Genomic DNA, 23,794 nt, shown 5'->3' with positions numbered 1-23,794 from the left:
CGAGGAGTCAACGCCGGACAACACCAATTGACAGACATCCAGCCGGATGGTTACAAAGAACGACATTCATATATACGCACGCGTTTGATGCGGCATCCGGGACGTTCTTCCTTCCCAGAGTCTGGCGCCAGCGTGCATTGCCGGCAACGATCACCTACTGCGCAGCGATAGCACGTCAGCGTCTCGGCAAGGTTGTCTTCCACCCAATCCACGAGCTTCGGATATTTGCCCTGCCACTTGATAATCCACGCCGTGAGATCTGGCAGCGCCTCCTGTAGATCGCGCCGGTCATACGTCCAGAGCAATTCCCGCAGGCAGTCGTCATCGGCCTTCCGGACATTGCTTTTCCAACACCGATTGCGGTTATTTATTCGAGCGCCATGGCCGACAGCTGTCACCCGTGGCTTCAGACCAAACCAAGACGTGCGGCGGCGCGGCAGTATCCGCGCGGCGGAAGAATCACGGCGTGGGCTGCGGCCCGACAACGGGCTCAGAATACCCAACGGTCAATGTGCAGCCGCAAGCGACGGAGAGCTCCAGCAATTAGCAGCCAGCCAGTACGCCCGCTGAAGGCATCATTCCGCTGCTGAACATGAACCGCGTTCAGCTTCAAAAGGGAAATACGCAAAAAATTAACAGCGCCAGGAGGTACGCACGAAGATCCCGCCTGGTACACGATCGTGTCCATGCGACTCAAGCGACCCAACTGAGTCTGGCTTGCGCAAAGTCTGTCGTAGAGACGGGTCGACGAACACTATTGCCTTTTTCCAATGACAATCCGTATTGACAACCTCGGATTTCGAGTCAGTATACGAACATCATTCTAAAAATCGAACCTCGGTATGCGCTCGACGCGACCGGCCAAACGCGCACTATGGGCGGGTCTTGCGCTGGCCGGCTTGCCGACGGACAGCAAAGCTAGCCGGGGCGGTTCTGGTCGTGAAAAGTCAACGTCTGTAGCAGAGCAGTAGACCGTATCAGGGAGGAGACATAGATGAGTTTGAATCTGGCGTCCGGAGCCGATCGCCATGTGCTCATAGTGGGAGCGGGACATGCTGGCGTAAGTGTCGCATCGCTGTTACGTCAATACGGCCATACGGGCAGGATTACAGTAGTCGACGCGGAGGCTGGCCTACCGGTGCAACGACCGCCGCTCTCGAAGGCATATTTGAAGGGCAACGCTGAACCGGCTGCCATACTCATCAAGCCAGCTTCCTTCTTCGACGCCCAGCGCATCGACTTTCGCCCTTCAACGTGCGTTACACGGCTATATCCGGAGCGCAACTCGGTCGCGCTCGGCGCCGAACTCGTCCGATACGACGCTCTGGTGCTAGCCATGGGCGTCACTCCGCGGCGACTGCCAAGCGGTTGTGCATCCGCGGCGAATGTCTTCGAACTCAGGACAATGGCCGATGCCGATACATTGAAGACCGCAATCGGCCCGAACCAGCACATCGTCATAGTGGGCGGCGGTTACGTCGGGCTGGAAGTCGCGGCCTCTGCGCGGGCGATGGGCACACAGGTCACGCTCGTCGAGCGAGAGTCCCGGCTGCTACCCCGTGTCGCGAGCGAGCAACTATCTGCCTACTTTCTCAACGTACACCACCAGCATGGCGTCCACGTACTCCTCAACAGCGAAATCGAGCACGTCGATACGGGGTCGTTGGGCACTGTATGTGGCATATCGTTGCGCAGCGGCCAACATGTGGCGTGCGACGCTGTGTTGGTAGGAATCGGAGCCATTCCAAACGACAAGCTCGCCCGTTCAGTCGGGATAGTTTGCAACAACCGTGGAATCGTGGTCGACAGCCAGGCACACACCTCAGTTTCCAACATCTATGCCGTGGGTGACGTGACCTGTCGTCCGGTCAACCTGTACGGGGGTCTTCAGATGAGACTCGAAAGCATTCAAAGCGCCACGGAACAAGCGCGTCAAGTGGTTCACTCGCTGATGGGTAAACCACCGGCCGAACCGGAAGTACCCTGGTTCTGGTCCGACCAGTACGACCTGAAGCTGCAGATCGCCGGAATCGTTGCGGAGTCCGACACGACAATAGTGCGCGGAGACACGCACGGCGGTCGTGCAGCCTTTTTCCATCTGCGCGACTCCCGCGTTGTTGCGGTGGAGGCAATTAATAGCGCATCGGAATTCATGGCGGCCAAGCAAATGATCAAGGCTTCCTGCCCCGTGGACCCCATAGCACTGGCAGATTCTGGCGTGTCTCTCAAAAACCTCATTTCTGTATCAACGCCGAACAAATGACAACGATCATCTTCAAGTCCCACGGTGGCATGGAATTTCTCGTTAAAGCGGCAAACGGTGCGTCGGTAATGGAAGCCGCAGTGAGCAGCAACGTACCCGGAATTGACGCGGAGTGTGGCGGCGTCTGCGCCTGCGCAACCTGCCATGTGTACGTAGACCCCGAATGGAAGGACAAGCTTGATGCGCCCGGAGAAGCCGAAAAAGCCATGCTTGAGTTTGCCGAAGAGGCCAGAGAAAATTCTCGCCTCACTTGTCAGTTGACCACAAGCGACGCACTCGATGGGCTGGTCCTTTGGTTGCCGGACAGACCGTAGGTATCCAGAACAAGGAAAGAGAGAGACAAGGTCGAAGCAGACGTCCGCTGTCGCCCGTGCACTAGGAACGCGATCGTCGAATCCACCGCGACGCCCGGATCCCGAGAAATCACGAGATGCCGAACCAGAGCCTCTGATAAGCCCCACGTGCAGTGATCATGCAGCGCCATACGCAAGAAGAAGTTGCGTAACCCCCAATCAGGAGATAGACATGAGCAGTCCCGACACCACCGAAAGCAAGTCGACTGAACGCACACGTCGCGGCATCACCATTTTCCGGGAGAAAGAAGCGCCGTTGGTTCACGAGACGGGAATAATGGTCCATCACAGTCCTCCCAATGGGCTAGCGGGAATTCAGAGAATGAGGGCGGCCGGCCTTGACGATGGCAACGTACTGAAGTGCCTGTACAGATCGCCGGACCCCAACGGCTTCACGCTCGTCTACGTGTGGTTCAAGGGAAACTTTCCGCTTCCGGTGCACACCCACGACACGGACTGCCTTTACTACATTATCTCCGGCGAAATTCACCTGGGCAAGAATGTGCTGACGTCAGGCGACGGCTTCTTCCTTCCAGCCGCGACCGCCTATACGTATCAGGTGGGACCACAAGGCGTCGAACTGCTGGAGTTTCGCGGTGCGAATGCGTTCGACATCGTGATCCGTGATGCGCCGGAACGTGCCTGGGAGCGCATGGTGGCCGCATGTACAGAGAATCGTGAAAGTTGGAAGGATCAGCGCCCTCCGATGCGTGAACCAAAAGTCTGACGACCCGAATGGAAGTCGCCAGACTTTCGATCTTTAGAAATTCGCAACTATCGGAAGGAGGCAGCCGACGGAGACGAGGAGACGGAGACATATCGATGATCGAAAAAGGAGACGCACCGCCTGCACTCGAAAGGTGACGGACTCACGCGTGACGAAAGGTGCAGTCCTTCGGCACGTCGTTATCTGGATCAACGGATCGGACTGTCAGTATCATTGCCAACGTCCGTTTCTTGGCCATGCACCCGGACGTCACACGGAAGGGTGACCTCGAGCGTAGTTGACGCATAACAGCATTGGCTGAATTCCCTTCAGTTATGACTGTATTCACCTATTCGTCAGGCGACTGCCATATTAACGGATTCCATTAAATACGATTCGTACTGCAAATTATGTATAAATATATCAATGCGAGATCGGTCGGTGTGCTATTTCTTGGCGCGCTTTCTTCAATAGCCCGTGCTCAAAGCAGCGTTACGATTTATGGCATCATTGATCAAGCGGTCCAGTACACTTCGAACGTGGCCGGAGGCAAGAAAATCGCTTTGGATTCCCTCGCCGGTCAGTTTGGCAGCCGGCTGGGGCTGACTGGAAGCGAAGATCTCGGCAACGGGCTTCACGCGATATTTACGCTTGAAAATGGCTTGAACATCGACAGCGGCTCCATACCTCAAGGTGGAACGCTTTGGGGACGCCAGGCATTCGTCGGGCTTTCGAGCGACCGTTATGGTGCGGTGACGTTCGGCCGACAGTACGACACGATACTGTACTTCGTCTGCCCCCTAACTGCGGCATGCAATGTTGGCGGTGCCGTTTCCGGCCCGCCCGGCGATATCAATAATGTCTATATCGATCTTCGCTGGAACAACTCAGTTCGTTATATGAGCCCGTCGTATCATGGATTTACATTTGGCGCAGAGTATGCCTTCGGAGGAACGCCGGGCGATTTTACCAAAAGCAGCGGTTACTCGCTAGGTGCCGGATACACGATGGGCCCGGTGAAACTCGGCGCAGCATTCGCTTATTTCAAGAATCCCGCGTCGACGCCCGGCTCGGGGCTTTTCACTGGAAATGCAAATGGTTCATCTCCCGTCACCTGGGCATTGAATAAGGCATACGCCAACGCGGGAGCATGGCAATCTGCGAACCTGGCTGCTACCTATACGCTCGGTGCAGTAACATTCGCGGGCTCCTATTCGAATGTTCAATACGCAAACCTAGGGCCAACTTTCTCGACGCAGACTGCGATCTTCAACAACTTTGATGTCGGCGCGAAGTATCAGGTAACACCAGCCTTCTACGTCGCGCTCGCGTACGACTACTTGATCGCAGACGGCGTCGAAACCGCAGGCGGGCACACCGTCGGTAACCAGCACATCAATCAACTCGCGCTCCTCGGAAGCTACTCCTTGACCAAAAGGACTTCCCTGTATCTCGGAGGAAGCTACCAGCGCGCGTCGGGAACATCGTCGCTTGGTACAGCAGCGGTAGCAAATATCGACAACCTTGGCGATTCGTCCAATAATCATCAGTTTCTCGTGCGCGCTGCAATCATGCACAAGTTCTGACGTGCGGCACGGCCCCTTCCGGGCGTGTCCTTTACTTATATGTACTCCACTAAAGATCTGTACTTGTTCACACTCCGACGATGGCTTTCCGTCGACCGCCGTCACTGGAGGACGGCCATGCCGCAGGAACGGGGGACGCTGGCCTCTAGCGACCGGAGTGCGACGCAGTACAGAACGAACAGGCAGATATATATTCACTACTGGAGAAACGGAATGAAATGCGGATTTATTGGCCTTGGTGATCAGGGCGGTGCAATGGCAACCATGATGTTGCGGGCCGGACTGCCGCTGACTGTTTGGACACGCCGTCCGGAGGCCGCAGCACCGTTCGTTTCAGAGGGAGCGAAAGTCGCGAAAAACCCGTCGGCCCTCGCAGCACAGTGCGACCTTCTGAGCCTGTGTGTCACTGACGGCGATGCAGTCCGGCAGATCGTCCACGATATGGGCGTGTTACGGGCACTGCGCCCGGGCGCCGTATTGGCGATTCACTCCACGGTTCTGCCCTCCCTGTCTGAAGAGATCGCCGCAGAAGCACTTCCACTCGGCGTGGAAGTGCTCGATGCACCTGTCTCAGGTTCGTCGCGCGCGGCCTTGAACGGGACATTGCTCGTGATGGTCGGCGGAAGTACCACTGCACTAGACAAGGCTCGACCGGCATTCGAGACCTATGCGGACCCGATCCTTCATGTTGGTAAGCCGGGGACGGCGATGCGGGCCAAATTGATCAATAACCTTGTCTGGGCAGCAAATCTGGGCGCGGCCGTCCGTTCGCTGAATGCAGCTGGAGATGCCGGGCTCGATCACGACGGTGTACGGCGCGTTCTTTTATCGGGTACCGGTCGAAGTGCCGCCCTCGAATTCACCAACGCTCTTACCTCTTCGCGGGCCCACCACGCAGCGCCTCTCGTACTCAAGGATATGGTGCTGGCCCGCGAGGCACTCGCCTCGGAGGAGCTTTTGCCGTTGTTCGACCTCGCAGACGGGGCGATCAGCTGGATGGAAGGACTGACCGATTAAGTGACGCGGTCGAAGAGTTAGCGCAGACCCAATCGGTGATGCGCCCATGCATCTGTGCAGCGGGAGCAGCATGACTGCGTAGCAAATGGCGCTACGCCGAACGACGACAGTAAGTACGCCGGCTGTTCATGATAAGCGTTTCCATACTGGGAACGCTTACCTCTTCACGACCAAAGACGAATGGCACTATTAGAGCATTCCGAGGACACCCAGAAGGCAGCCCGGGAGTGACCTCTACGAACCGAGTGGCTCCATTCATACTTTCTCCGTCTCCGCTGACGCGAAAGAAGCCGCCGAAGGCTTTTTCATAGTTCACGGCGCCAATGTCACCTTCGACCAAGGACAGTATAAAGGCATGCTCGACGCTGGTGCCGTCAAAAAGGTGATCCCGGGTGCGGCGCGATATGGCAGATGTCATTCCGCAATACATTCGCCCTGGCGAATCGTCTCTATCCAACAACCAAATGGAACACGTGAGGCCGTCGTACTAGCGAATTTTGCATGATCTTCCCAACGCCGCCAAGCCGGCGGTCTTCCGCATATCCGCTCTCCGGAATGCGACGTCGAAGCGTCCGCGAGCCCAGCGCCGCCGACCGGCGGCAGGGCCTCGGCTGCACGCAGCAGCGCCAGCCCACGCTACGGACTCGAAAACGACTCGTTGCAAGCACTCGTTCCATCGCAAAACTGGTCGGTTCCGCCGCCGTCAGGCACCTCTTGGACGTATGACACGAAACGTACCTGAAGCGCGAGCGATGATTGTGCCGCTATCGTTGCCTACAGTCGCTTCGGCGATTGCAATCGTCGCGCCCGCTCGGACAACTGAACCGGCTCCTTCTAATGTACCGGTCCCAGGTTCGAGATAGGTAAGATTGAGGCCGATTGTCGCGATGCTGACATCTTCGGGTAATACCGATCGTATTGCCCTCGATAGTGCGATATCGACGATCGACGCAATCGCCCCTCCGTGCACGTTGCCGCGCCGATTTGCCAGAAAATCGCTCCAAATGAGTCTCACCCTTGACTTTCCATCACTGGCCTCCACCACTTGCACCCCGAGATGTTGCTGGTACGCCGTTTCTGGCATTTCGATCATCGTCCCTCCGTTAGAGTCGCGCAGAGATCTCTCACTCGCTGAATGGCGTCCTTCACCAACCGCGTCGTCAGCCGCTTCGAACGCGCCGAACTCGACCTCGTGTCTCGTGTTCGCGACGTCACCGAAGGACATTGCATACGAGCACGGTCACTGCTTCAATATCAAATAGCCGCAGGGCGGAATACTGTTAGCACACGCCACCATCAGCAGGCTAGATGACACCTCCGCAACCGTGCACAAGGGACAACGACTCTGCGTCGATCCACTTAGCTCCATAGCGCAACCTCAGAATAGCTGTCAGCGTACTCTCGTATCGTTCCTCTGCGCGTAGCGGCCCGCTGGCAGCTGCCGCACATAGCTATCCCGCCGAGCGGCCGAGCAGGATTTCAGAACGAACTCAATGCCGCAGACGCTAAACAGGTGCCACTAAACGCCGGCCGACACACTAACGACCTCGAGATTCGACTCGGGGCCGCTCGCCAGTTCACCAGGCTCTTCGACAAGTTTGACAAGGACAGGGGCGCTTCGGCGGTCAGCGCCTTGTCCGCCGCGGAAGCTACGCGATGTCGCCTCCGCCGAAATCCATTTTAGCAATGTCCCGCCAGTGCGAAGGACATACAGTCTCGCGGCAAGTTCGCTTAGACGGAAAGTTCCGACCTCACTGTTCATTACGACCTTCGCAGCCACTCCATACTTCACCGGTCTTGCTCGCTCAGTGCCCGATGCAGTGAGCTATTGACCATATCGATGCGTAAGGCAAGATTCCGACACAACGCCGAATCCTGTGCTCCTAGAACCGATGACGATGTCAAGCCGCGACGATGTCAAGCCGCGGTCAGCCCCCCGTCAATCGTGTAACAGCCCCCATTGCAAAAAGCTGCAACATCCGATGCCAGAAAAGTGACCATCTCTGCGACCTCGGCCGGACGTCCGAAACGTCCCGCTGGAATGCGGGCCTCGATTCGCCGGAGTTCCGCACCTGGATCCTGGCTACGCTGTTCGAGGATGGAAAGCATCATCCGCCCTTCGATTGGCCCGGGGTTGATACAGTTGACCCGCACTCCGTACGAAGCTGCCTCAAGCGCAGCTACGCGAGTGAGGCCCACGACACCGTGCTTGGATGCACAATAAGCGACCATGCCAGCACCTCCGACCAGGCCCGCAGTACTCGATGCGTTAATCACGGCCCCGGACGATTGTCGATACATTACGGGCAGGATGCTCTTAAGGCCAAGGAAACAACCAATGAGATTCACGTCCAGAACGCGTCGAAATTCAGACAGTGAATAGGTGTGTAACGCTCGAACTTCGCCTTCAATTCCCGCATTATTGAAAAACACATCGATTCGTCCCAATGCTGCCTGCGCTTCCTGCACATATTGCGCGACGCCTGCCTCGTCGACTACGTCAGCAACGTAACAGATCAAATCGGCAGCTTGCCGGCCGCGCAACAGCTTCAATCGTGACCAGTCTGCCTGCTCTCGGTCCACTGCAAAAACGCGCGCCCCCTCGGAGAGAAACTTTATGACAGTCGCACAACCAATGGTCCCTGCGGCACCTGTGACAACTGCGGTCTTCCCTGCGAGTGTTCCCCGCTTGGATATCGATTCGGTCATGTCCGTGTCCTCGATACTCGGCTATATCAGTCAGCGCCGACTGCAAGACCAACTGATACCCGCCCTATGCAAATTCCAGGCGCGATTTTTCCTATTCGCGACCCTCAGCACTCGGCTGAGGATTTGAGGGATACCAATAGTCCGGTTCCGGGCGTGTCCAGTCACTTGGGAGATAACAGACTTCTATCGTCGTGGCTAGCGAAGCCTCTGTTCCGTAGTACTCGAATTGCGCACCCAAAAATTTCCCTTCCATAATCGAATGCCATCCCCGCTCCAAAAATTCCTTTGTCACATCGCCGCGAGTCCTTCCTGTGTCGACCATGACATGGTGAATACCTTCACCATGTTCGCGGAGAAATTCCGCATAGATTGAAGGGCCGTCCAGTGGCTGGATCAGCTCCCACATGGTGTCCTGGGTCACTGCAAGTGCGAGCTTCATGCTGAAGGGGACAGGGACTCCGCGCACTTTGGTATCAGTCAGCTTCGGCGGAGCATAGGTATACACCCGCCACGGGCCGATCCCAAGCTTGTCTGCGTACTCGCGGAGGGCCGCATCCAGGTCTCGAACGACTAGTCCAACCTGCGTCACTCTCTTTACCAGCTGCGTGGATTTCATCTGAACTCCTGTAGACGTTTTACCGCTATTCCAAAAGACAACGGCCGCGAGGGAGAGACTCAATGGTCGCGAGCAGATTCAGTACATGGGCCGCCCTTGGCGAACGGCGGATCGGGTGCAATCAGTACTGCTTTCTTGTTAGTATTCCTGATTTATAATCGGTTACCCTATCGCCCCCCACGCCCCATTGTTGGTTCAAGGGCGATATACAACCATTACGGGATGAGCTTATGGGCAGTCTGCACAGCACACCGCCCCCTTGCCTACTGGCTCGCGGCACCCGGTTTCGCTGCTCTTTTCTCAGCGCTCTGCAGATCGTGCGGATAATTTTCGTCGTTCCCAGCGGGCGGGTTGTAGCCAGCGCCTTTCAGCTTCTCCAGTTCAGTATCCCGTTTCGCATGCGCTTGCTTCCGCGCGGCCTTACGTTGCGCCTTGCGCTGTGCCTTGTTTATGCTCGCTGCTGAAGGTACCGACGTCGAAGCGGTGTCCTCCTGCGATTGCACAGCGGATGAAGCCGCGATTGAAACTGAAGTTATTGCGACCACAAGCAGCCCACGTGAGGTGTTTCGCATGATTATTCCCTGTCGTTGCTAATGTCGGCCTCAAACTCGCTTGAATAGCCCGCATCTCTTTCGGCCGCTGGTCCGTGATCGAACGAACGCAACAGAGACTACCCCCAGTGGCCGCACAAGTCACACGGGCAGTCCTAATAAAACAAGGTCTCAGGGAAGATGAACGCCGAGTCGCGCGGCGCGCACCATGATGAAAGGGCGTGCATCAGCGGGTTTCTTCGATGCGTGCTTCCCATGGTATCGCCTTTCTGACGGAACCTTACCGCCTTGACGACATTCCATTGCCAACGGCTTGTCGACCTCGACAGCAAACGACGGGTTCGCAGATGCGAACAACAAGGATGGCGCAATCGTGCCAGACCAACCGAACATCGTCCTTGACGCGGAAACACCGTTCGAACTATGTAGCGTTGCAAACGGTAGATGCGTCGGCGCACATAACCCGTGTTGAGAAACATGCCGATCTCCAACTATGTAGCGTGTTATCCGGAAAACGTCCGCTTCTTCCATTGTGAGCAGTGACAGCCCGTCGATGTACGACTGATCTCACACAAGATGAAATCGGACCTACGCCCGGGTAGCAAATGACTCCCCTCAACGACCCCTCCTAAACACGATGTTTGGTATAAGCATCACCCGTGACGTCACAAAGAAAGCGCCAGGCGGGTTGCCTGTTCGATGGCGCGGCTCGCATCCAACTCGTCTGCAATGTCCGCACCGCCAATTAGCCGCGGCCGCATTCCGCGTACTAGCAATTGGCCGTAGAGGTCGCGGTTGGATTCGTGCCCAGCGCAGATCACCACGTGGTCCACCTGGAGCGTATGAGGCTGTCCACTTATGCTGTAGTGAAGTCCTCCGTCGTCGATTGCATCGTAGGTCACTCCAGCGGTCATCGTAATGTTCGCCCGGCGAAGCTTTGCCTTTGCGATCCAACCAGTCGACTTGCCTAGATGCTTTCCAAACGGTTCATCGCTGCGTTGAAACATATGGACGACGCGTGCGGCCGTGATCTGCTCGTATTCCTTCTCCAGGCCTCCGCGCCGCTTGCTGATGGGATCGACACCCCAAAATCGGAAAAATGCACTCGCGTCGAGCGACTGGTTTGGATCGCCGACGAGGAACTCTGCCACGTCGAATCCGATCCCTCCGGCGCCGATAATCGCGACGCGTGGACCGGCTACCAATCTTCCCGACAGTATGTCGACGTAGGAGACAGTCTTCGGATGTTCGATACCGGGAATTGAAGGCACCCGAGGCCTAACGCCTGTTGCCAGTATGATTTCATCAAATCGGCCTTCACCGAGCCGTTCGGCCGTCACAGCTTCACCCAGACGCAACGTCACCTCCAGCTTTTTGAGCCGTGCATCAAAATAGCGCAACATTTCCTGAAACTCGGCCTTACCAGGCACAATCCTGGCGAGATTGATCTGCCCGCCCAGTCGGCAGTCGGCTTCGAACAAGGTGACTTCATGACCGCGCTCCGCCGCGTTGACTGCGAAAGACATCCCGGCTGGTCCTCCGCCCACAACTGCAATGCGCCTGCTCAGATCGCTCCTCTTCGAACGAGAAAACTCGATTTCCCTTCCCGCCCGCGGATTGACAAGGCATGTCGTCGTCCGTCCGGTGAAAATCCGGTCCAGACATGACTGGTTGCACGCTATGCATGTGTTGATTTCGTCGGCGATACCCAGGCGTGTCTTCCTCGCGAATTCGGGATCTGCCAGCAGAGGCCGCGCCATTGAGACCATATCTGCTACCCCATCCGCTATCAGTTCATCCGCGAGTTGAGGTGTGTTGATCCGGTTGGATACAATGACCGGAATGCCGACGGCACGCTTGACGCGCAAAACCGAATCGCGCCACACTGCGCGGGGTACCGAAGCGGCGATCGTTGGGACTCTGGCTTCATGCCACCCAACGCCAGTGTTGATTGCGTCCGCGCCCGCGCTCTCGATCCATCTGGCGAGCGTCGTAATCTCGTCTCCGGTCAGTCCTCCCTCGACCAGGTCGATCGCTGAGATCCGATAGATCAGTATTGAAGGTGCACCAAGACGTGTTCGTATTGCGCGCACTATTTCCAGCGGGAACCGTACGCGCCCCTCAAAGTCTCCGCCGAACTCGTCGTCGCGCTGGTTTGTGCGCTCTGCGGTAAATTCATTTATGAGATACCCCTCCGATCCCATGACCTCGACTCCGTCGTATCCGGCTTCTATGGCGAGTTCGGCGGTTCTGACAAAGTCAGCAATAGTGGCCCAGACCTGCTCTGTAGTGAGAACCCTGGGAGAAAATGAATTCACTCTCGACATACCGGCAGATGGAGCGACACAGGTCGACACCTTGGCGTATCGCCCGGCATGTAGTATCTGCATTATGATCTTGCCGCCGCATTCGTGGACAGCTCGTGTAATGACGCGATGCCCCTCAAGTTGCGACGTGCTGTTAAGCAGCGGCCCACCCTGCTCCATCACGCCCTCGGCGTTCGGCGAAAAACCACCACTGACAATTAACCCTACCTCTCCCGCCGCTCGCTCCGCGTAGAACGCTGCAAGGCGTTCGTCCGGGCGTGTCAGCGTCTCGATCCGCGTGTGCATCGCACCCATTACCATCCGGTTGCGCAATGGGACTGAACCGACCTTGAGGGGCGCGAGCAGGTGCTCCATCATTGCAGACCGGAGACTACATCAGCAGCCTTCGCCAGAGGCGCCGGTCGACCGGACCGGATAATGCCCAAGAGGAAAAGCGAGCCTGTCGCGATGATCGCGGGTACGGTCAATGTCAGTATGATTTCGCGCAGATGCATACCGATTCCCATTAGTGCACCGCCGGCCATGGACCCTAGGGTCGCACCAATCCTTCCGATCGCATTGGCCCACGAAACGCCGGTCGAACGACTGCTCGTCGGATAGTAATTGGCGACAAGCGCGTATCCTCCGATCTGCCCGCCACTGACGAGAAATCCGAGGGCAAACACAGCCAGCACCAACAGCACCTTGACACTCCCCGAATATGCACACACCACAATCACCGGAACAGCGGTCAGATAGGACCATGCCAGAACGCGCTGAGGGTTGAATCTGTCCATTTTTCGCCCCAGCCAGATACTGCCAAGCGCCGCGCCTACCTGATGCATCATCGATATCAATGCTGCCGCCTGCAACGGAACGCCGGCACCGGCTAGCATCACGGGCATCCAGCTCGTCAGGAGATATATGATCAGCAAGCTCATGAAAAACAATGCCCAAATCAGCAACGTACCCGGCAGTACACCCTGATCGAAGAGGGTTTTGACAGGCGATCTCCTCACCGTTTCGTCTGCACGCAGTGCGGGAACAGGTTCCCCAAGCAAAACTAACTTCGACACGATTTCGCTTGCCCGAAAATCCGCATTGCTCTTTCCAAGCAATAATAGGAACCGGATCGATTCGGGAAGGTAAAGAACAAGAACTGGCAAGAGCACCAGTGGCAGCACACCTCCTGCCGCAAACACGCCCTGCCATCCAATCGTTCCAACCAGTTGCGCCGTCAGCATTCCTCCGGCGGAAGCGCCGATCGTAAAACCACAAAACATCAAGGTCACATATCCGGAGCGTCTTTTGGCCGGGCAGTATTCGGAGGTCAGGGTAATCGAATTCGGCATCGCACCGCCCAAACCGATCCCTGTCAGGAATCGCATCGCGACAAGGAAGCCAACGCCCGGCGACACCGCTGACGCAAGGCTTGCGAGTCCAAAGAGAAGCACCGACGCCACAAGAACGGTTTTGCGTCCGTACCTGTCGGCCACCGGACCCAGCATGATTCCACCCACCATGGTTCCAAACAACCCCGCACCAAAGACCGGCGAAAGCGCCGCGGCAGTTAATTGCCAGTGCGCTCGAATCGCAGGTCCAATGAAACCGACACAGGCCGTATCGAGCCCGTCAAGAGCGGCTACGAGGAAACAGAGGAAAACTATCCTTTTCTGAAATCCCGACATTGGCCTTGAATCTATGAAGTCGTCGATTCGTTGACATTCAGTTTCTAGCGCCATTCTTTCCTCGTTCTGAGTTCCAATACTGCTCGCCAGCCCGTGTATCATTCGCGGCCCAGAGACGTGCGCAGCTTCAAATGCAGCTCGCGCCATGCTTTGTTGGCCCATCGATTCGGCCACCGTCGCGCTCCGAAGATTGGCGCCGAAATCCCGACATTTGACCGCACGAGTTAAACGGTCACATTAAGGCGCCCGCTTCCAGGATGACAAAATAAGCAATCGGACTCATCTTCCACTGTTTTCGATCAGCCCTTCACGTACTGTCATGACCAGGACGGTTGACACGAGAGGCCCCGCTGCGAGCGTCACAAATGCCCAAAAAAACGACGACGTCTCGCGGAACACAATCCCAACCGCGAGTGGCATGATTACGCCGGCGAGTTGTGCGAAGGCATTGTTTATTCCCACAGCACTGGCAGCAAGATCAACTTCGATCAGTTCGGTCAACATCGTTACGACAAGGGTGAAGCACCCAACTGAGCAGAAACCGAGAACACCGGCCACGATCCACATGGAATGCAAATCGGTAAGCCTGCCGAAGACCATCAAACACCCTGTAATCGCCAGGAACACTACGGCGGTGAGCCACTTTCTTGGACGACCAAGCCAGTCCGAACATGCACCGAGTACGGGCGGACCGACAATTGCGACGGCTCCATATACAGCAGCCACCAGTCCCGTCTGCACGGCGGTGTATCCAAGGTGCTTCTGCATAAGCGCATTTGTCCAGAACATAAATCCGGTAAGCGCCCACACTCCTCCGAATCCGGATAGACATACGAGCCAGAAATTCCGGTTGCGGAGGAATGGAACAAACGCTCGGAGCCCGCGTCGCTGCAGTAGAGGTGCGGACGACGTTTGGGGCGCATCCCGCACCACGAGAAAACAGATCAGCGACACGGCCAGGGTTGCGACACCGAAGATGTGGTAGACGTGCTGCCACGTGAAATGGAGAAGCAACGCAGGAACCAGCATGTTTGCAGCAACGATCCCCGCTGGCAGGCCGGTTATCACAATGCCGATCGCACGGGCGCGGTACTTCGGCGAGAACCACCCCGAGACCATCTTGATACCGGTGGCGAAATCGACACCCGCAGCCAGGCCGAGAAGCGCCTGAACCGCCATACCGGTGGGCACAGTCCTTACCTCGCCGAAGAGGTAAGTGAAAATGCCGAGACAAAAGACAGAGCCGGGCAGAATGAATCGCACACCAAAGCGGTCAGTCGCTATACCGTTGACGGCGTTCGCTACGACGTAGCCGATATAGAACGCGGTAACGAAGCCGCCCAGCGCAGCAATTGGTAAATGGAAGTCTCCGGTGGCGGTGGCCGCGACGTTAGCCCAGATCAGCCGGTTCAGTACACTAAGAAACAGAACGCTCCAACCCACGGCCAGCACAATCCAGCGATAGCGTCGCGCAGGAGTGACACTCTGATCTTCCATCAATGTTGACGCGTGCCTTTCTAACATGTCGTCTCCAGAATTTATCTCTTTTAAGTAATACAGTCGTTGAACCGCAACTGAAATCTGTGTGGCGCGAATTGCCACAGCGCCGGCGTCGTGACGACCAGCCAAAGCTTCCCGCCATCGGCCTCTCGCGCTAGGGCAGGGGCACAAACCTTCCGTACCGATGTTAAGAAATTAAGGCAGTCATGTTCCGGGAATCAGTGCTCGTCATATTCTGACCCTCTAGCGATCACCGTACCGGCGGCGGCGTCCCTGGCAGGCAGCGGATGGAATGAAGGCGCGCGCCGTTCGCGCAGGCTGGCTGCACCTTCCGGAAAGTCGGCGCGGTGACCAGGCAAATGCCCAAGTGCCTTCGCCCTGTCCTCCGACTCGACACGAGTCGCAAACCAGTCGGCATGGACCTGTACCTTAGCGTCCGCCATCGCGATGGGCGAACAGTGTGTCGCAAGTTCCCTGGCGTAACTGATTGCGTGGTCCAGTAGTTCCGCATCTGGCAACACACGAGCAACGAGCCCGATCTGAAACGCCTCATTGGCATCGAAGCGGCGACCGGACAAAAGAAGGTCCATTGCGCGTGCATGGCCGACAATGCGCGGCAACAACCATGAGGAGCCGTATTCCGCGTTTAATCCGCGACGAACAAAAGCCGTGGTGAAGATTGCGCTCGCGGCCGCAAATCGCACGTCGAAATGCAGTGCCTGCACGAACCCGAACCCGGCGCAACCCCCATTGATTGCACCGATCAGGGGTTTCCGAAAATTGGCGGCATGCGACATTCGACGCCCTTTGGCGGGCTTTCTCTTTACCCCCGACGCGGAACTGGCAAGCGATTCCGCGTCCAGGCCGGCGCAAAAGCCCCGTCCGGCTCCGGTCACGACAACAGCGCGAACCTGCGGATCCGCGTCGGCCTCATCGAGCAGATCGAAATAGACGTCGCCGAGCGGATATGTCCATGCATTCAGCCTTTCGGGCCTGTTGAGGGTGAGAATCGACACCGGGCCTTCTCGCCGCAGCAAGACCAAATCCTGTTCCATCTAGAACTCCGTGTGTGCAAGGCGCACGGCCGTGAAAGGCGCGCACCGTTAAAATTTTTCAAGGCTAGCTGCCGCGATCATTGGCCAGTCCAGTTTGGCGCCCGCCCTTCCGACTTGGCGCGGATGCCTTCCACGCGGTCTGAGCTTGTATAAGGACTCGGACCGGGATCCAAGGCCAGCGCAGCCTCAGCAGGCAAAGCCGCACCATGTTTCGCAAGCGCCTTGACCCGTCGTACCGACAGCGGCGCGTTAGCGGCGATGGTTCGTGCCAGACAGAGCGTGGTTTCGAGCACTTGATCTGCCTGCACCAGATGGTTAAGGAGCCCGATCTGCGCGGCCCTCTGCGCGTCAACGAGCTCGCCAGTCATCACCATCTCCAACGCAACTGCCGGTGGCACGATGCGAGGCAGTATCACCGACCCGAAATGGGCACCAAGACCTATCCTCGCCTCTGGCAAGCCAAATTTCGCGCCCGGATGCGAAACGCGGACATCGCACGCAAGTGCGAGTTCAAGACCGCCACCCACGGCACTACCATTGAGAGCCGCAAGGACTGGTTTGCGCAACGCGTGCACGATCTCGAACACGCTGCGTTCAATCCTTGCGCGTGGGGGACGAAATCTTTTGCCTTCCTCGTCACCCTCGCGCATCTCCTTGAGATCGGCCCCCGCACAAAACACGCGTGTGCCGGTTGCCGTCAGGACCACCACATCGACCGATGAGTCTTCATCGGCTTCCAGTGCGCGCTGACCGAGTTCGATCATCAACCCGCTGGATAGCGCATTGCTACGTTCCGGGCGATTGATACAGACAATTCGTACCCGCCCGTCGTCGCGAACCTGTAATCCAGACGAAGCGGCCGAATCCGCAGCACTCTGCGTGGGCATCACTGCCACCAGGTCCGCAGAAAGGACAGGTCCCGACTCGGCAAGCTCTTGAACTCCGGCGCACGCTTCTGCACGAAGGACTGCGCCCCCTCGCGCGGATCGCCTAGCTGCATCAGGCCAGTGAGGCCACGCGCTTCAAGCGCAGCAGCCTGCGCGGGATGGTCAGCCGACAGCATGCGCCACATAAGCCGCCGACTGATTGCGACTGCGCTCGCGGAGGTGCTTGATGCGATCTCGTGTCCGAGCGCCAAGGCCCGCGGTAGCAATTCATCTGGCGTGCAGACCGCCGACGTAAATCCTGCTTCCTGCAATTCAGCGGCAGTCAGCATCCGGGCACTCGCCACCCATTCGACCGCGCGGGAAATACCGACAACCCGGGGCAGAAAAAAGCTCGAGCAGCACTCGTTACAAATGCCGCGCCGGGCGTAGATGAAGCCAACCTTCGCACTGTCGGAAATCAGACGGACGTCCATCGCAGCAAGAAAAGAGGCACCAAACCCCACCGCTGCACCGTTGATTGCACCGATTACTGGCTTGTTCATGTCGAACAGCCTGAAGGGAATTTTCGAGGAGTGGTCCAGAGGAACATTCTCACCGCTGGCGGGGTCCCCTTCCCGCGTGGCCCACTTGCTGGATCCGCTGAGGTCGGCCCCCGCGCAAAATGCCCGGCCCGCTCCTGTGACGACGATGGCGCGGACCTGGTCGTCCTCGTCGAGACGCACCAGGACATCATGGATCGCGTCTATCGTATCCCGCGTCACCGCGTTGAGAACCTCTGGCCGGTTCAGGGTGACGAGGGCCACGCCTCGATCAACCGCGACGAGCACCTGCTGGCTTGAAGTATTGGCTTCCATTTTTCCAAAATATGAACGCAGTTCTATAAACCTGAAGCGGACGTCTACCTTATAGCTAAGATACTTGTCGACTTGTCCCGCTGAGTCAACGGCTGAGAACCCGTATTGACAGCTATGACATTCGATGTATTATCCGAATGTCATTCATATACCTGCACCGACAATGTACGAAAACTATCGCAATCTGACAGTGACGCTGGAAGGCAAGGTGGCCACCGTCACACTCAACAGACCGGACGCATATAACGCGGTGGATATTGCGCTGCATGACGAGCTGGAACGGGTGTGGCTTGACCTAGACCGGGACGAACGGGTCGGTGCAATCATCCTGACTGGCGCGGGAAAGGCTTTCTCTGCGGGAGGCGACCTGAAGGGTATGGCGAAACGTGCGGGGACACCGGAAAACTTCCGGCGCTCGCTGGGCATACCTGCGCAGACCCGCCGCCTTTGGCAAAACATGTTGGAGGTGACGCCCCCCATCATCGCCGCAGTCAACGGTGACGCGATGGGCCTCGGCGCGACGCTGGCATTGATGTGCGACATAACAGTGATGTCCGAGACGGCCCGCATCGCGGATTCGCACGTCAAGGTCGGGTTGGTAGCTGGCGACGGAGGTGCAGTGATATGGCCCCTGCTCGTCGGCGCATCCTGCGCCAAGGAAATGCTCATGCGTGGGCGCGCTGTCAATGGCAAGGAAGCCAGGGAAATGCGGCTCGTGAACCACGCCGTTCCAGCCGAGCAGGTGCTTAAAGAAGCGCGTGCGATAGCAGAGGAACTGGTGGCGCTACCCCGCTGGGCTGTAGCCTGGACCAAGCTGGCGGTCAACAAACAGATCAAGGCCCAGTTGAACCAGGTGCTCGACACGTCCATCGCGCTGGAAGTATTGACCCTGGCGACGGACGATCACCGGGAGGCAGCCGCGGCCTTCCTGGAAAAAAGGCGCCCCGACTTCAAGGGCCACTGAAGGCCCGTTCCACCAACTTATCGGATCAAGCCATTCTCATGAAACAACTCGTTGATTTCTCCAGTCGCACCGTCATCGTAACTGGCGCCGGTCAAGGTATTGGCCGCTGCGCAGCACAGCTCTTTCACGATCTCGGCGCCAATCTCGCGCTCATTGAGCGCAACGCGGAGACGGCTGAAGAGCTTCGCGGCAGTTTCGCAAAGGAACGCACCCTGGTCCTCGTTGGCAGTGTTACTGATCGCGAGTTCGTCGAGAAGTCGGTCGCGACGGTCGCGGGTCAGTTCGGAGGGGTGCATGGGCTTCTCAACAACGCCGGAATCACGCGCACAGCGATGACCGACAAGATGACCGCTGACCAGTGGCAGCAGGTGATCGACGTCAATCTCACGGGCGTGTTCAATTGTCTGCAGGCTGTCGGCAAGGAAATGATAGAGCGCAACAAGGCTGGCGACGCCAATCCGGGAGCGATCGTAAACATCTCCTCGGACGCCGGTCGCCGTGGCACGATCGGGCAAATCAACTATGGCGCAGCGAAGGCGGGCGTCCTTGGCCTCACGATGAGTGCCGCCCGCGAGTGGGGTCGTTACGGGATCCGGGTCAACACGGTGAGCTACGGTGTGGTGGAAACCGAAATGACGGAAGTCATCCGCGGCGAGAAATTCCGCGAACGCTCCCTCTCCTCCATCCCTCTCGGCCGTTTCCTGAAACCGGAAGAAGCAGTCAATTCCGTCGCTTTCCTGCTGTCAGAGGCCGCCGTTCACATCACGGGGCAACATCTGTCAGTGAACGGCGGTTCGCACATCGGCTTCTGACTTTCGGAGTACGACTTGAGCATTCGAGGAAAAGCATACATAGCGGGCGCATGGGAACATCCTCTGCGCAAGGCGGATGACAAAACGGTCGCGCAATTACATATGGAGTGTGCGCGTGGCGCCCTCGATGATGCCGGCCTCACGTTCGCAGACGTAGACGGGTACTTCTGCGGCGGTGACGCCGTCGGAATGGGTCCTCTCTCGATGGTGGACTACATGGGGCTCAAAGTGCGCCATGTCGATTCCACCGAAACAGGTGGCTCTTCGTATCTCATTCACGTGTCCCACGCGGCCCAGGCGATTGCGTCGGGCAAGTGCGAGGTCGCCCTGATCACATTGGCCGGGAAGCCGCGTACGGAGAAGCCGAGACCGTCAGCTCCGACGCCCGAGGGGTCTTTCGAACTGCCCTACGGCCCTGTTACCGCCAACATGTACGCGTTAGCTGCCATGCGCTACATGCACGAGTACGGTGTTACGGCGGAGCAACTGGCGTGGGTAAAGGTTGCCGCGTCGCATCATGCGCAGTACAACGAGCACGCGATGCTTCGCGAGGTCGTGACGGTGGAGGATGTCGTCAATTCGCCCCTGATTTCAGACCCGCTTCATCGGCTTGACTGCTGCGTGGTGAGTGACGGTGGTGGCGCGCTGGTAGTAACTCGGCCCGAAATCGCGCGCAACCTGCGTCGACCGCTCGTCAAGGTCATTGGTGCCGGGGAGTCACCACGGGGACAGAATGGAGGTCAAGTCGACCTCACCACCACCGGTGCCGCATGGTCCGGCCCGCGCGCTTTTGAAGAAGCAGCCGTACGGCCCGACGATATCGACTATGCGTCCATCTATGACAGTTTCACGATTACCGTACTCCTGCAACTGGAGGACCTGGGCTTCTGCCCGCGTGGTCAGGCCGGACGCTTCGTCGCCGACGGCGGGCTGATTTCGGGGTCCGGCAGACTTCCATTCAACACCGATGGCGGCGGTCTTTGCAATAACCACCCAGCCAACCGCGGCGGAATTACCAAGGTCATTGAAGCCGTCCGGCAGTTGCGCGGCGAAGCTCATCCGAAGGTGCAGGTTCCAGGTTGCCGACTCGCGCTGGCACAGGGGACCGGCGGTTCACTCGGAACGCGTCACGGAAGCGCTACCCTCATCATGGAGCGGGAATAGCCATGTCTACCCTTTATCAGGATCGGCCCCTTTCGGCACCGCTGCAAACACCCGAGAACCGTCCGTATTTCGAGGCAGCCAGCGCCGGGAAACTGCTCGTCAGGTTCTGTCTTGACTGCGGGAAAGCACATCATTATCCGCGCAGCTTCTGTCCACTCTGCCACTCCTCGCGCGTCGAGTGGAAGGAGACGTCGGGACGCGGAACCATTTATACGTACACAGTGACCCGGCGTGTTGGCCCTGTGCCGTACGCGCTTGCGTATGTGACCCTCGATGAGGGCCCAACGATGATGACCAACATCGTTGACTGCGACCTCGACAGCCTTTCTGTCGGGCAGCCAGTCAAGGTCACATTCAAGGCTTCGGAAGACGGCACCGCCATTCCCATGTTCACCCCTATTCTTTCCTGATACCGGCATGACAAACTGGAATGAGATGAGCGACGAGGATTTTGCGCAGGCTGCCGCAAGCTTCGTCGAACGGGCATGTCCAGCGGAACTCCGCTACCTGCCCCACCGGCCACGTTGGGACAAGTCCAGTGTCTGGTATATCGCCATGTCCCGCGAGGGCTGGCTCGCGCCCGGTTGGCCAGTCGAGTTCGGGGGCATGGGGCTAGATCCGTCCAAGCACCTGACATATCTGGAAGTCTTCGAGCGGCTTGGGACACCTATGGTGGCACCACAAGGCGTCGTCAATGTGGGACCTGCTCTCATCGGCTTCGGCACAGACGAGCAGCGGCAAGAATTTCTGCCGAAAATTCTGTCGGGCGAACGACGCTGGGCTCAGGGTTTTTCAGAGCCCAATGCGGGATCCGATCTTGCCAGCGTGCGCACCGAAGCGAAACCGGATGGCGACGAATATGTCATCAACGGACAGAAGATCTGGTCGACTGGGGCCCTCGACGCGAACTGGATGTATGCATTGGTGCGCACCGACAAGAGCGTCCGGAAACAGGCCGGCCTGAGCTTTGTCATGTTTCCGATGGACCAGCGAGGAGTGACGGTCCGTCCTATCCGCACCATTTCGGGCGGTGAGGAATTTTGCGAAGTGTTTCTGGACAATGTCCGGGCTAAGGCGGAACACGTCGTCGGAGGCGTCAATAACGGCTGGAAGGTCGCTAACGGGCTGTTGGGATTCGAGCGACTGTGGTCCGGCTCCGCGCATCAATGCAAGCAGGCACTCGTCCGCCTCAAGGATGTGGCGCGGATCGCGGGAAAGATGGACGACCCCTCTTTCCGACAACGCTATACGCGGCTTGAGCTCGACGTACTGGATCTCGCGGCGTGCTATACGCGTTCAACGCGCAACCTGCAGGTGACCCGACGCGTGGGTTTCGAGGCATCCATGCTAAAGATCTGGGCGACCGAGACGTGTCAGCGCATCGGGGAACTCATGATGGAGATTGGGGGAGACGCTGCGCTTGTGCAAGGGGGAATGGAAATCGATGACCGCCACCTTGACGCGCTGACACCTTTCCTCGAAGCGCGAGCGCCCACCATATATGGCGGCACGGTGCAGATTCACCGCAACATTCTCGCCAAGAACGTATTGAACCTGCCCACTTGAAGTAATCAGGAAAGTCTATGTCCATGGGTGCGACCCAGTATATTCAAGATCTGGAAAACGACGAGATCCGGATGGTCCGCGACAGCGCGCAGAAATTCACTGCGAGCCGCACGGACCATCTGCGAACGCGCGCACTGCGCGAGTTGACGCCCGGTTATGACGCCCGCCTGCTGGCGGAAATGGCGGAACTTGGCTGGCTGGCGATTACAATTCCAGAAGAACATGGTGGCCTGAATCTGGGCTTTGGTGCGCTCGGCACCGTCCTCGAAGAGACCTCGCGTGGCTTGCTCTCCGAGCCGCTCACACGCGCCGCCCTTGCCGCGCGACTAGTGGCTCTGGGACAAAACGAGGAAGCGGCGGCGGAAATGTTGCCGGCCATCGCGTCTGGCGAGGCGATCGCCTCGCTTGCATGGCAGGAAAGCGCCAGCGGCGACGACCTGCTTCGCATCGGCGATTGCCTGACCCGTGCCGAAGATACCGGAAGCGCCTATCGGCTGAGCGGGTGCAAGCGTTTCGTGGACTTTCCGGCGGACGGCGGATTCATCGTGACCGCGAGCGATGGTGTCGGAATTGGGCTGTTCGCCGTGGACGCAAATGCCCCCGGAGTGGTGGTGGAATCCCATCGGCGCGCAGACGGCGTGACCCAATGCACCCTGGTATTGAATCAGGCGCCGGCTCGTCATTTCCTCGCACGGGGCGAAACGGCAATGTCGTCATTGGAGCAAGCTCTTGACGAAGCGGCCGTCATGACCTGTGCAGAACTCTGCGGCATCATGGGATTCGTTCTTGAAACCACGCTGGAGTTCATGCGCACCCGAGTGCAGTTCGATCGGCCAATTGGTAGCTTTCAGGCGTTGCAGCACCGCGCCGTTGACCTTTATATCCAGCGCGAACTCGCCGTTGCCGCCTACGGCGATGCACTCGAGGCAATTGCAACGACCGCGTCTGTTGCGGAACGCCGGCTTGCAGTTAGTCGAGCAAAAAGCCGCTGCGCAAGTGCCGCAACGCGGATTGCGCTCGACGCTATCCAGTTGCACGGTGCTATCGGCTTCACGGACGAACATGACCTTGGGTTGTATCTAAAGCGCACCATTACGCTGGCCGCACAGTTCGGAACCGCGGACGCGCACCAACAGCGTTGCCAGCAGGCGCTGTTCTCGCAGAACTGAAGAGTTCTTCGCCTTACCGACCGGACAT

General features: G+C 58.0%; 21 protein-coding genes. 11 read left to right on the top strand and 10 right to left on the bottom strand.

Going from position 1 to position 23,794, the window contains the following annotated elements; all coding sequences use genetic code 11:
• Window positions 1-50: 50 nt before the first annotated feature.
• A complete protein-coding gene (locus P9292_RS43330; protein WP_409015438.1) occupies window positions 51-398 on the bottom strand; it encodes a transposase in 348 nt (115 codons plus the stop codon).
• Between the two features lie 596 nt (window positions 399-994).
• On the opposite strand from P9292_RS43330, the gene P9292_RS33285 reads away from it, so the two are divergent.
• The 5 genes from P9292_RS33285 to P9292_RS33265 all read left to right on the top strand — a co-directional run bounded on the left by P9292_RS33285 (window position 995) and on the right by P9292_RS33265 (window position 5,925).
• Entirely contained in the window at window positions 995-2,263 is a 1,269-nt protein-coding gene (locus P9292_RS33285) for an FAD-dependent oxidoreductase (protein WP_309963324.1), read from the top strand.
• Window positions 2,260-2,577 carry a 2Fe-2S iron-sulfur cluster-binding protein gene (locus P9292_RS33280; protein ID WP_309963322.1) on the top strand — a complete coding sequence of 106 codons (318 nt, stop codon included), beginning with the start codon at window positions 2,260-2,262 and terminating at the stop codon, window positions 2,575-2,577. Before P9292_RS33285 ends, P9292_RS33280 begins: the two co-directional genes overlap by 4 nt.
• A 211-nt stretch (window positions 2,578-2,788) precedes the next feature.
• The gene (locus P9292_RS33275; RefSeq protein ID WP_309963320.1) at window positions 2,789-3,343 is read left to right on the top strand and encodes a cupin domain-containing protein; all 555 of its coding nucleotides are present in this window, start codon (window positions 2,789-2,791) and stop codon (window positions 3,341-3,343) included.
• A gap of 389 nt (window positions 3,344-3,732) precedes the next feature.
• Complete coding sequence (locus P9292_RS33270) at window positions 3,733-4,908, top strand: porin (RefSeq protein WP_309963318.1); 1,176 nt, start codon at window positions 3,733-3,735, stop codon at window positions 4,906-4,908.
• 39 nt (window positions 4,909-4,947) lie between these two features.
• Complete coding sequence (locus P9292_RS33265) at window positions 4,948-5,925, top strand: NAD(P)-dependent oxidoreductase (protein ID WP_309964275.1); 978 nt, start codon at window positions 4,948-4,950, stop codon at window positions 5,923-5,925.
• Between the two features lie 703 nt (window positions 5,926-6,628).
• On the opposite strand, the gene P9292_RS33260 is transcribed toward P9292_RS33265, so the two are convergent.
• The 9 genes from P9292_RS33260 to P9292_RS33220 all read right to left on the bottom strand — a co-directional run bounded on the left by P9292_RS33260 (window position 6,629) and on the right by P9292_RS33220 (window position 18,091).
• A complete protein-coding gene (locus P9292_RS33260; RefSeq protein ID WP_309963316.1) occupies window positions 6,629-7,018 on the bottom strand; it encodes a PaaI family thioesterase in 390 nt (129 codons plus the stop codon).
• 824 nt (window positions 7,019-7,842) lie between these two features.
• Window positions 7,843-8,634 carry an SDR family NAD(P)-dependent oxidoreductase gene (locus tag P9292_RS33255; protein WP_309963313.1) on the bottom strand — a complete coding sequence of 264 codons (792 nt, stop codon included), beginning with the start codon at window positions 8,632-8,634 and terminating at the stop codon, window positions 7,843-7,845.
• 91 nt (window positions 8,635-8,725) lie between these two features.
• A complete protein-coding gene (locus P9292_RS33250) occupies window positions 8,726-9,250 on the bottom strand; it encodes a VOC family protein (RefSeq protein ID WP_309963311.1) in 525 nt (174 codons plus the stop codon).
• Between the two features lie 1,216 nt (window positions 9,251-10,466).
• Window positions 10,467-12,485 carry an NADPH-dependent 2,4-dienoyl-CoA reductase gene (locus tag P9292_RS33245; protein ID WP_309963309.1) on the bottom strand — a complete coding sequence of 673 codons (2,019 nt, stop codon included), beginning with the start codon at window positions 12,483-12,485 and terminating at the stop codon, window positions 10,467-10,469.
• Window positions 12,482-13,849 (bottom strand): MFS transporter, encoded by a 1,368-nt coding sequence (locus P9292_RS33240; RefSeq protein ID WP_309964272.1) that lies wholly within the window; start codon window positions 13,847-13,849, stop codon window positions 12,482-12,484. The genes P9292_RS33245 and P9292_RS33240 overlap by 4 nt, the downstream gene beginning before the upstream one ends.
• Window positions 13,850-14,074: 225 nt before the next feature.
• Complete coding sequence (locus P9292_RS33235) at window positions 14,075-15,424, bottom strand: MFS transporter (protein ID WP_309963307.1); 1,350 nt, start codon at window positions 15,422-15,424, stop codon at window positions 14,075-14,077.
• Between the two features lie 89 nt (window positions 15,425-15,513).
• Window positions 15,514-16,350: an enoyl-CoA hydratase-related protein gene (locus P9292_RS33230; RefSeq protein WP_309963305.1), complete on the bottom strand. Its 837-nt coding sequence runs from the start codon at window positions 16,348-16,350 to the stop codon at window positions 15,514-15,516.
• A 77-nt stretch (window positions 16,351-16,427) separates the two neighbouring features.
• Window positions 16,428-17,237, bottom strand: a complete 810-nt coding sequence (locus P9292_RS33225) for an enoyl-CoA hydratase/isomerase family protein (protein WP_309963303.1) — start codon at window positions 17,235-17,237, stop codon at window positions 16,428-16,430.
• Window positions 17,237-18,091, bottom strand: a complete 855-nt coding sequence (locus P9292_RS33220) for an enoyl-CoA hydratase-related protein (protein ID WP_309963301.1) — start codon at window positions 18,089-18,091, stop codon at window positions 17,237-17,239. Before P9292_RS33220 ends, P9292_RS33225 begins: the two co-directional genes overlap by 1 nt.
• A 163-nt stretch (window positions 18,092-18,254) precedes the next feature.
• Here P9292_RS33220 and P9292_RS33215 point away from each other — a divergent pair, with 163 nt between their 5' ends.
• Genes P9292_RS33215 through P9292_RS33190 form a run of 6 tightly spaced genes read left to right on the top strand, consistent with a single transcriptional unit; the run spans window position 18,255 to window position 23,766 of the window.
• Window positions 18,255-19,055: an enoyl-CoA hydratase-related protein gene (locus P9292_RS33215; protein ID WP_309963299.1), complete on the top strand. Its 801-nt coding sequence runs from the start codon at window positions 18,255-18,257 to the stop codon at window positions 19,053-19,055.
• 38 nt (window positions 19,056-19,093) lie between these two features.
• Window positions 19,094-19,867 carry an SDR family oxidoreductase gene (locus P9292_RS33210; protein ID WP_309963297.1) on the top strand — a complete coding sequence of 258 codons (774 nt, stop codon included), beginning with the start codon at window positions 19,094-19,096 and terminating at the stop codon, window positions 19,865-19,867.
• A gap of 15 nt (window positions 19,868-19,882) precedes the next feature.
• Complete coding sequence (locus P9292_RS33205) at window positions 19,883-21,031, top strand: thiolase domain-containing protein (RefSeq protein ID WP_309963295.1); 1,149 nt, start codon at window positions 19,883-19,885, stop codon at window positions 21,029-21,031.
• Window positions 21,032-21,033: 2 nt separating this feature from the next.
• Entirely contained in the window at window positions 21,034-21,441 is a 408-nt protein-coding gene (locus tag P9292_RS33200; protein WP_309963292.1) for a Zn-ribbon domain-containing OB-fold protein, read from the top strand.
• Window positions 21,442-21,448: 7 nt separating this feature from the next.
• Complete coding sequence (locus P9292_RS33195; RefSeq protein ID WP_309963290.1) at window positions 21,449-22,597, top strand: acyl-CoA dehydrogenase family protein; 1,149 nt, start codon at window positions 21,449-21,451, stop codon at window positions 22,595-22,597.
• 17 nt (window positions 22,598-22,614) lie between these two features.
• Window positions 22,615-23,766, top strand: coding sequence for an acyl-CoA dehydrogenase family protein (locus P9292_RS33190; protein ID WP_309963288.1), 1,152 nt, complete (start codon window positions 22,615-22,617; stop codon window positions 23,764-23,766).
• Window positions 23,767-23,794 lie beyond the last annotated feature (28 nt).

It is taken from the genome of Caballeronia sp. LZ001, assembly GCF_031450875.1.
Lineage (GTDB): Bacteria > Pseudomonadota > Gammaproteobacteria > Burkholderiales > Burkholderiaceae > Caballeronia.
This window is presented reverse-complemented; position numbering and strand designations above follow the sequence as displayed.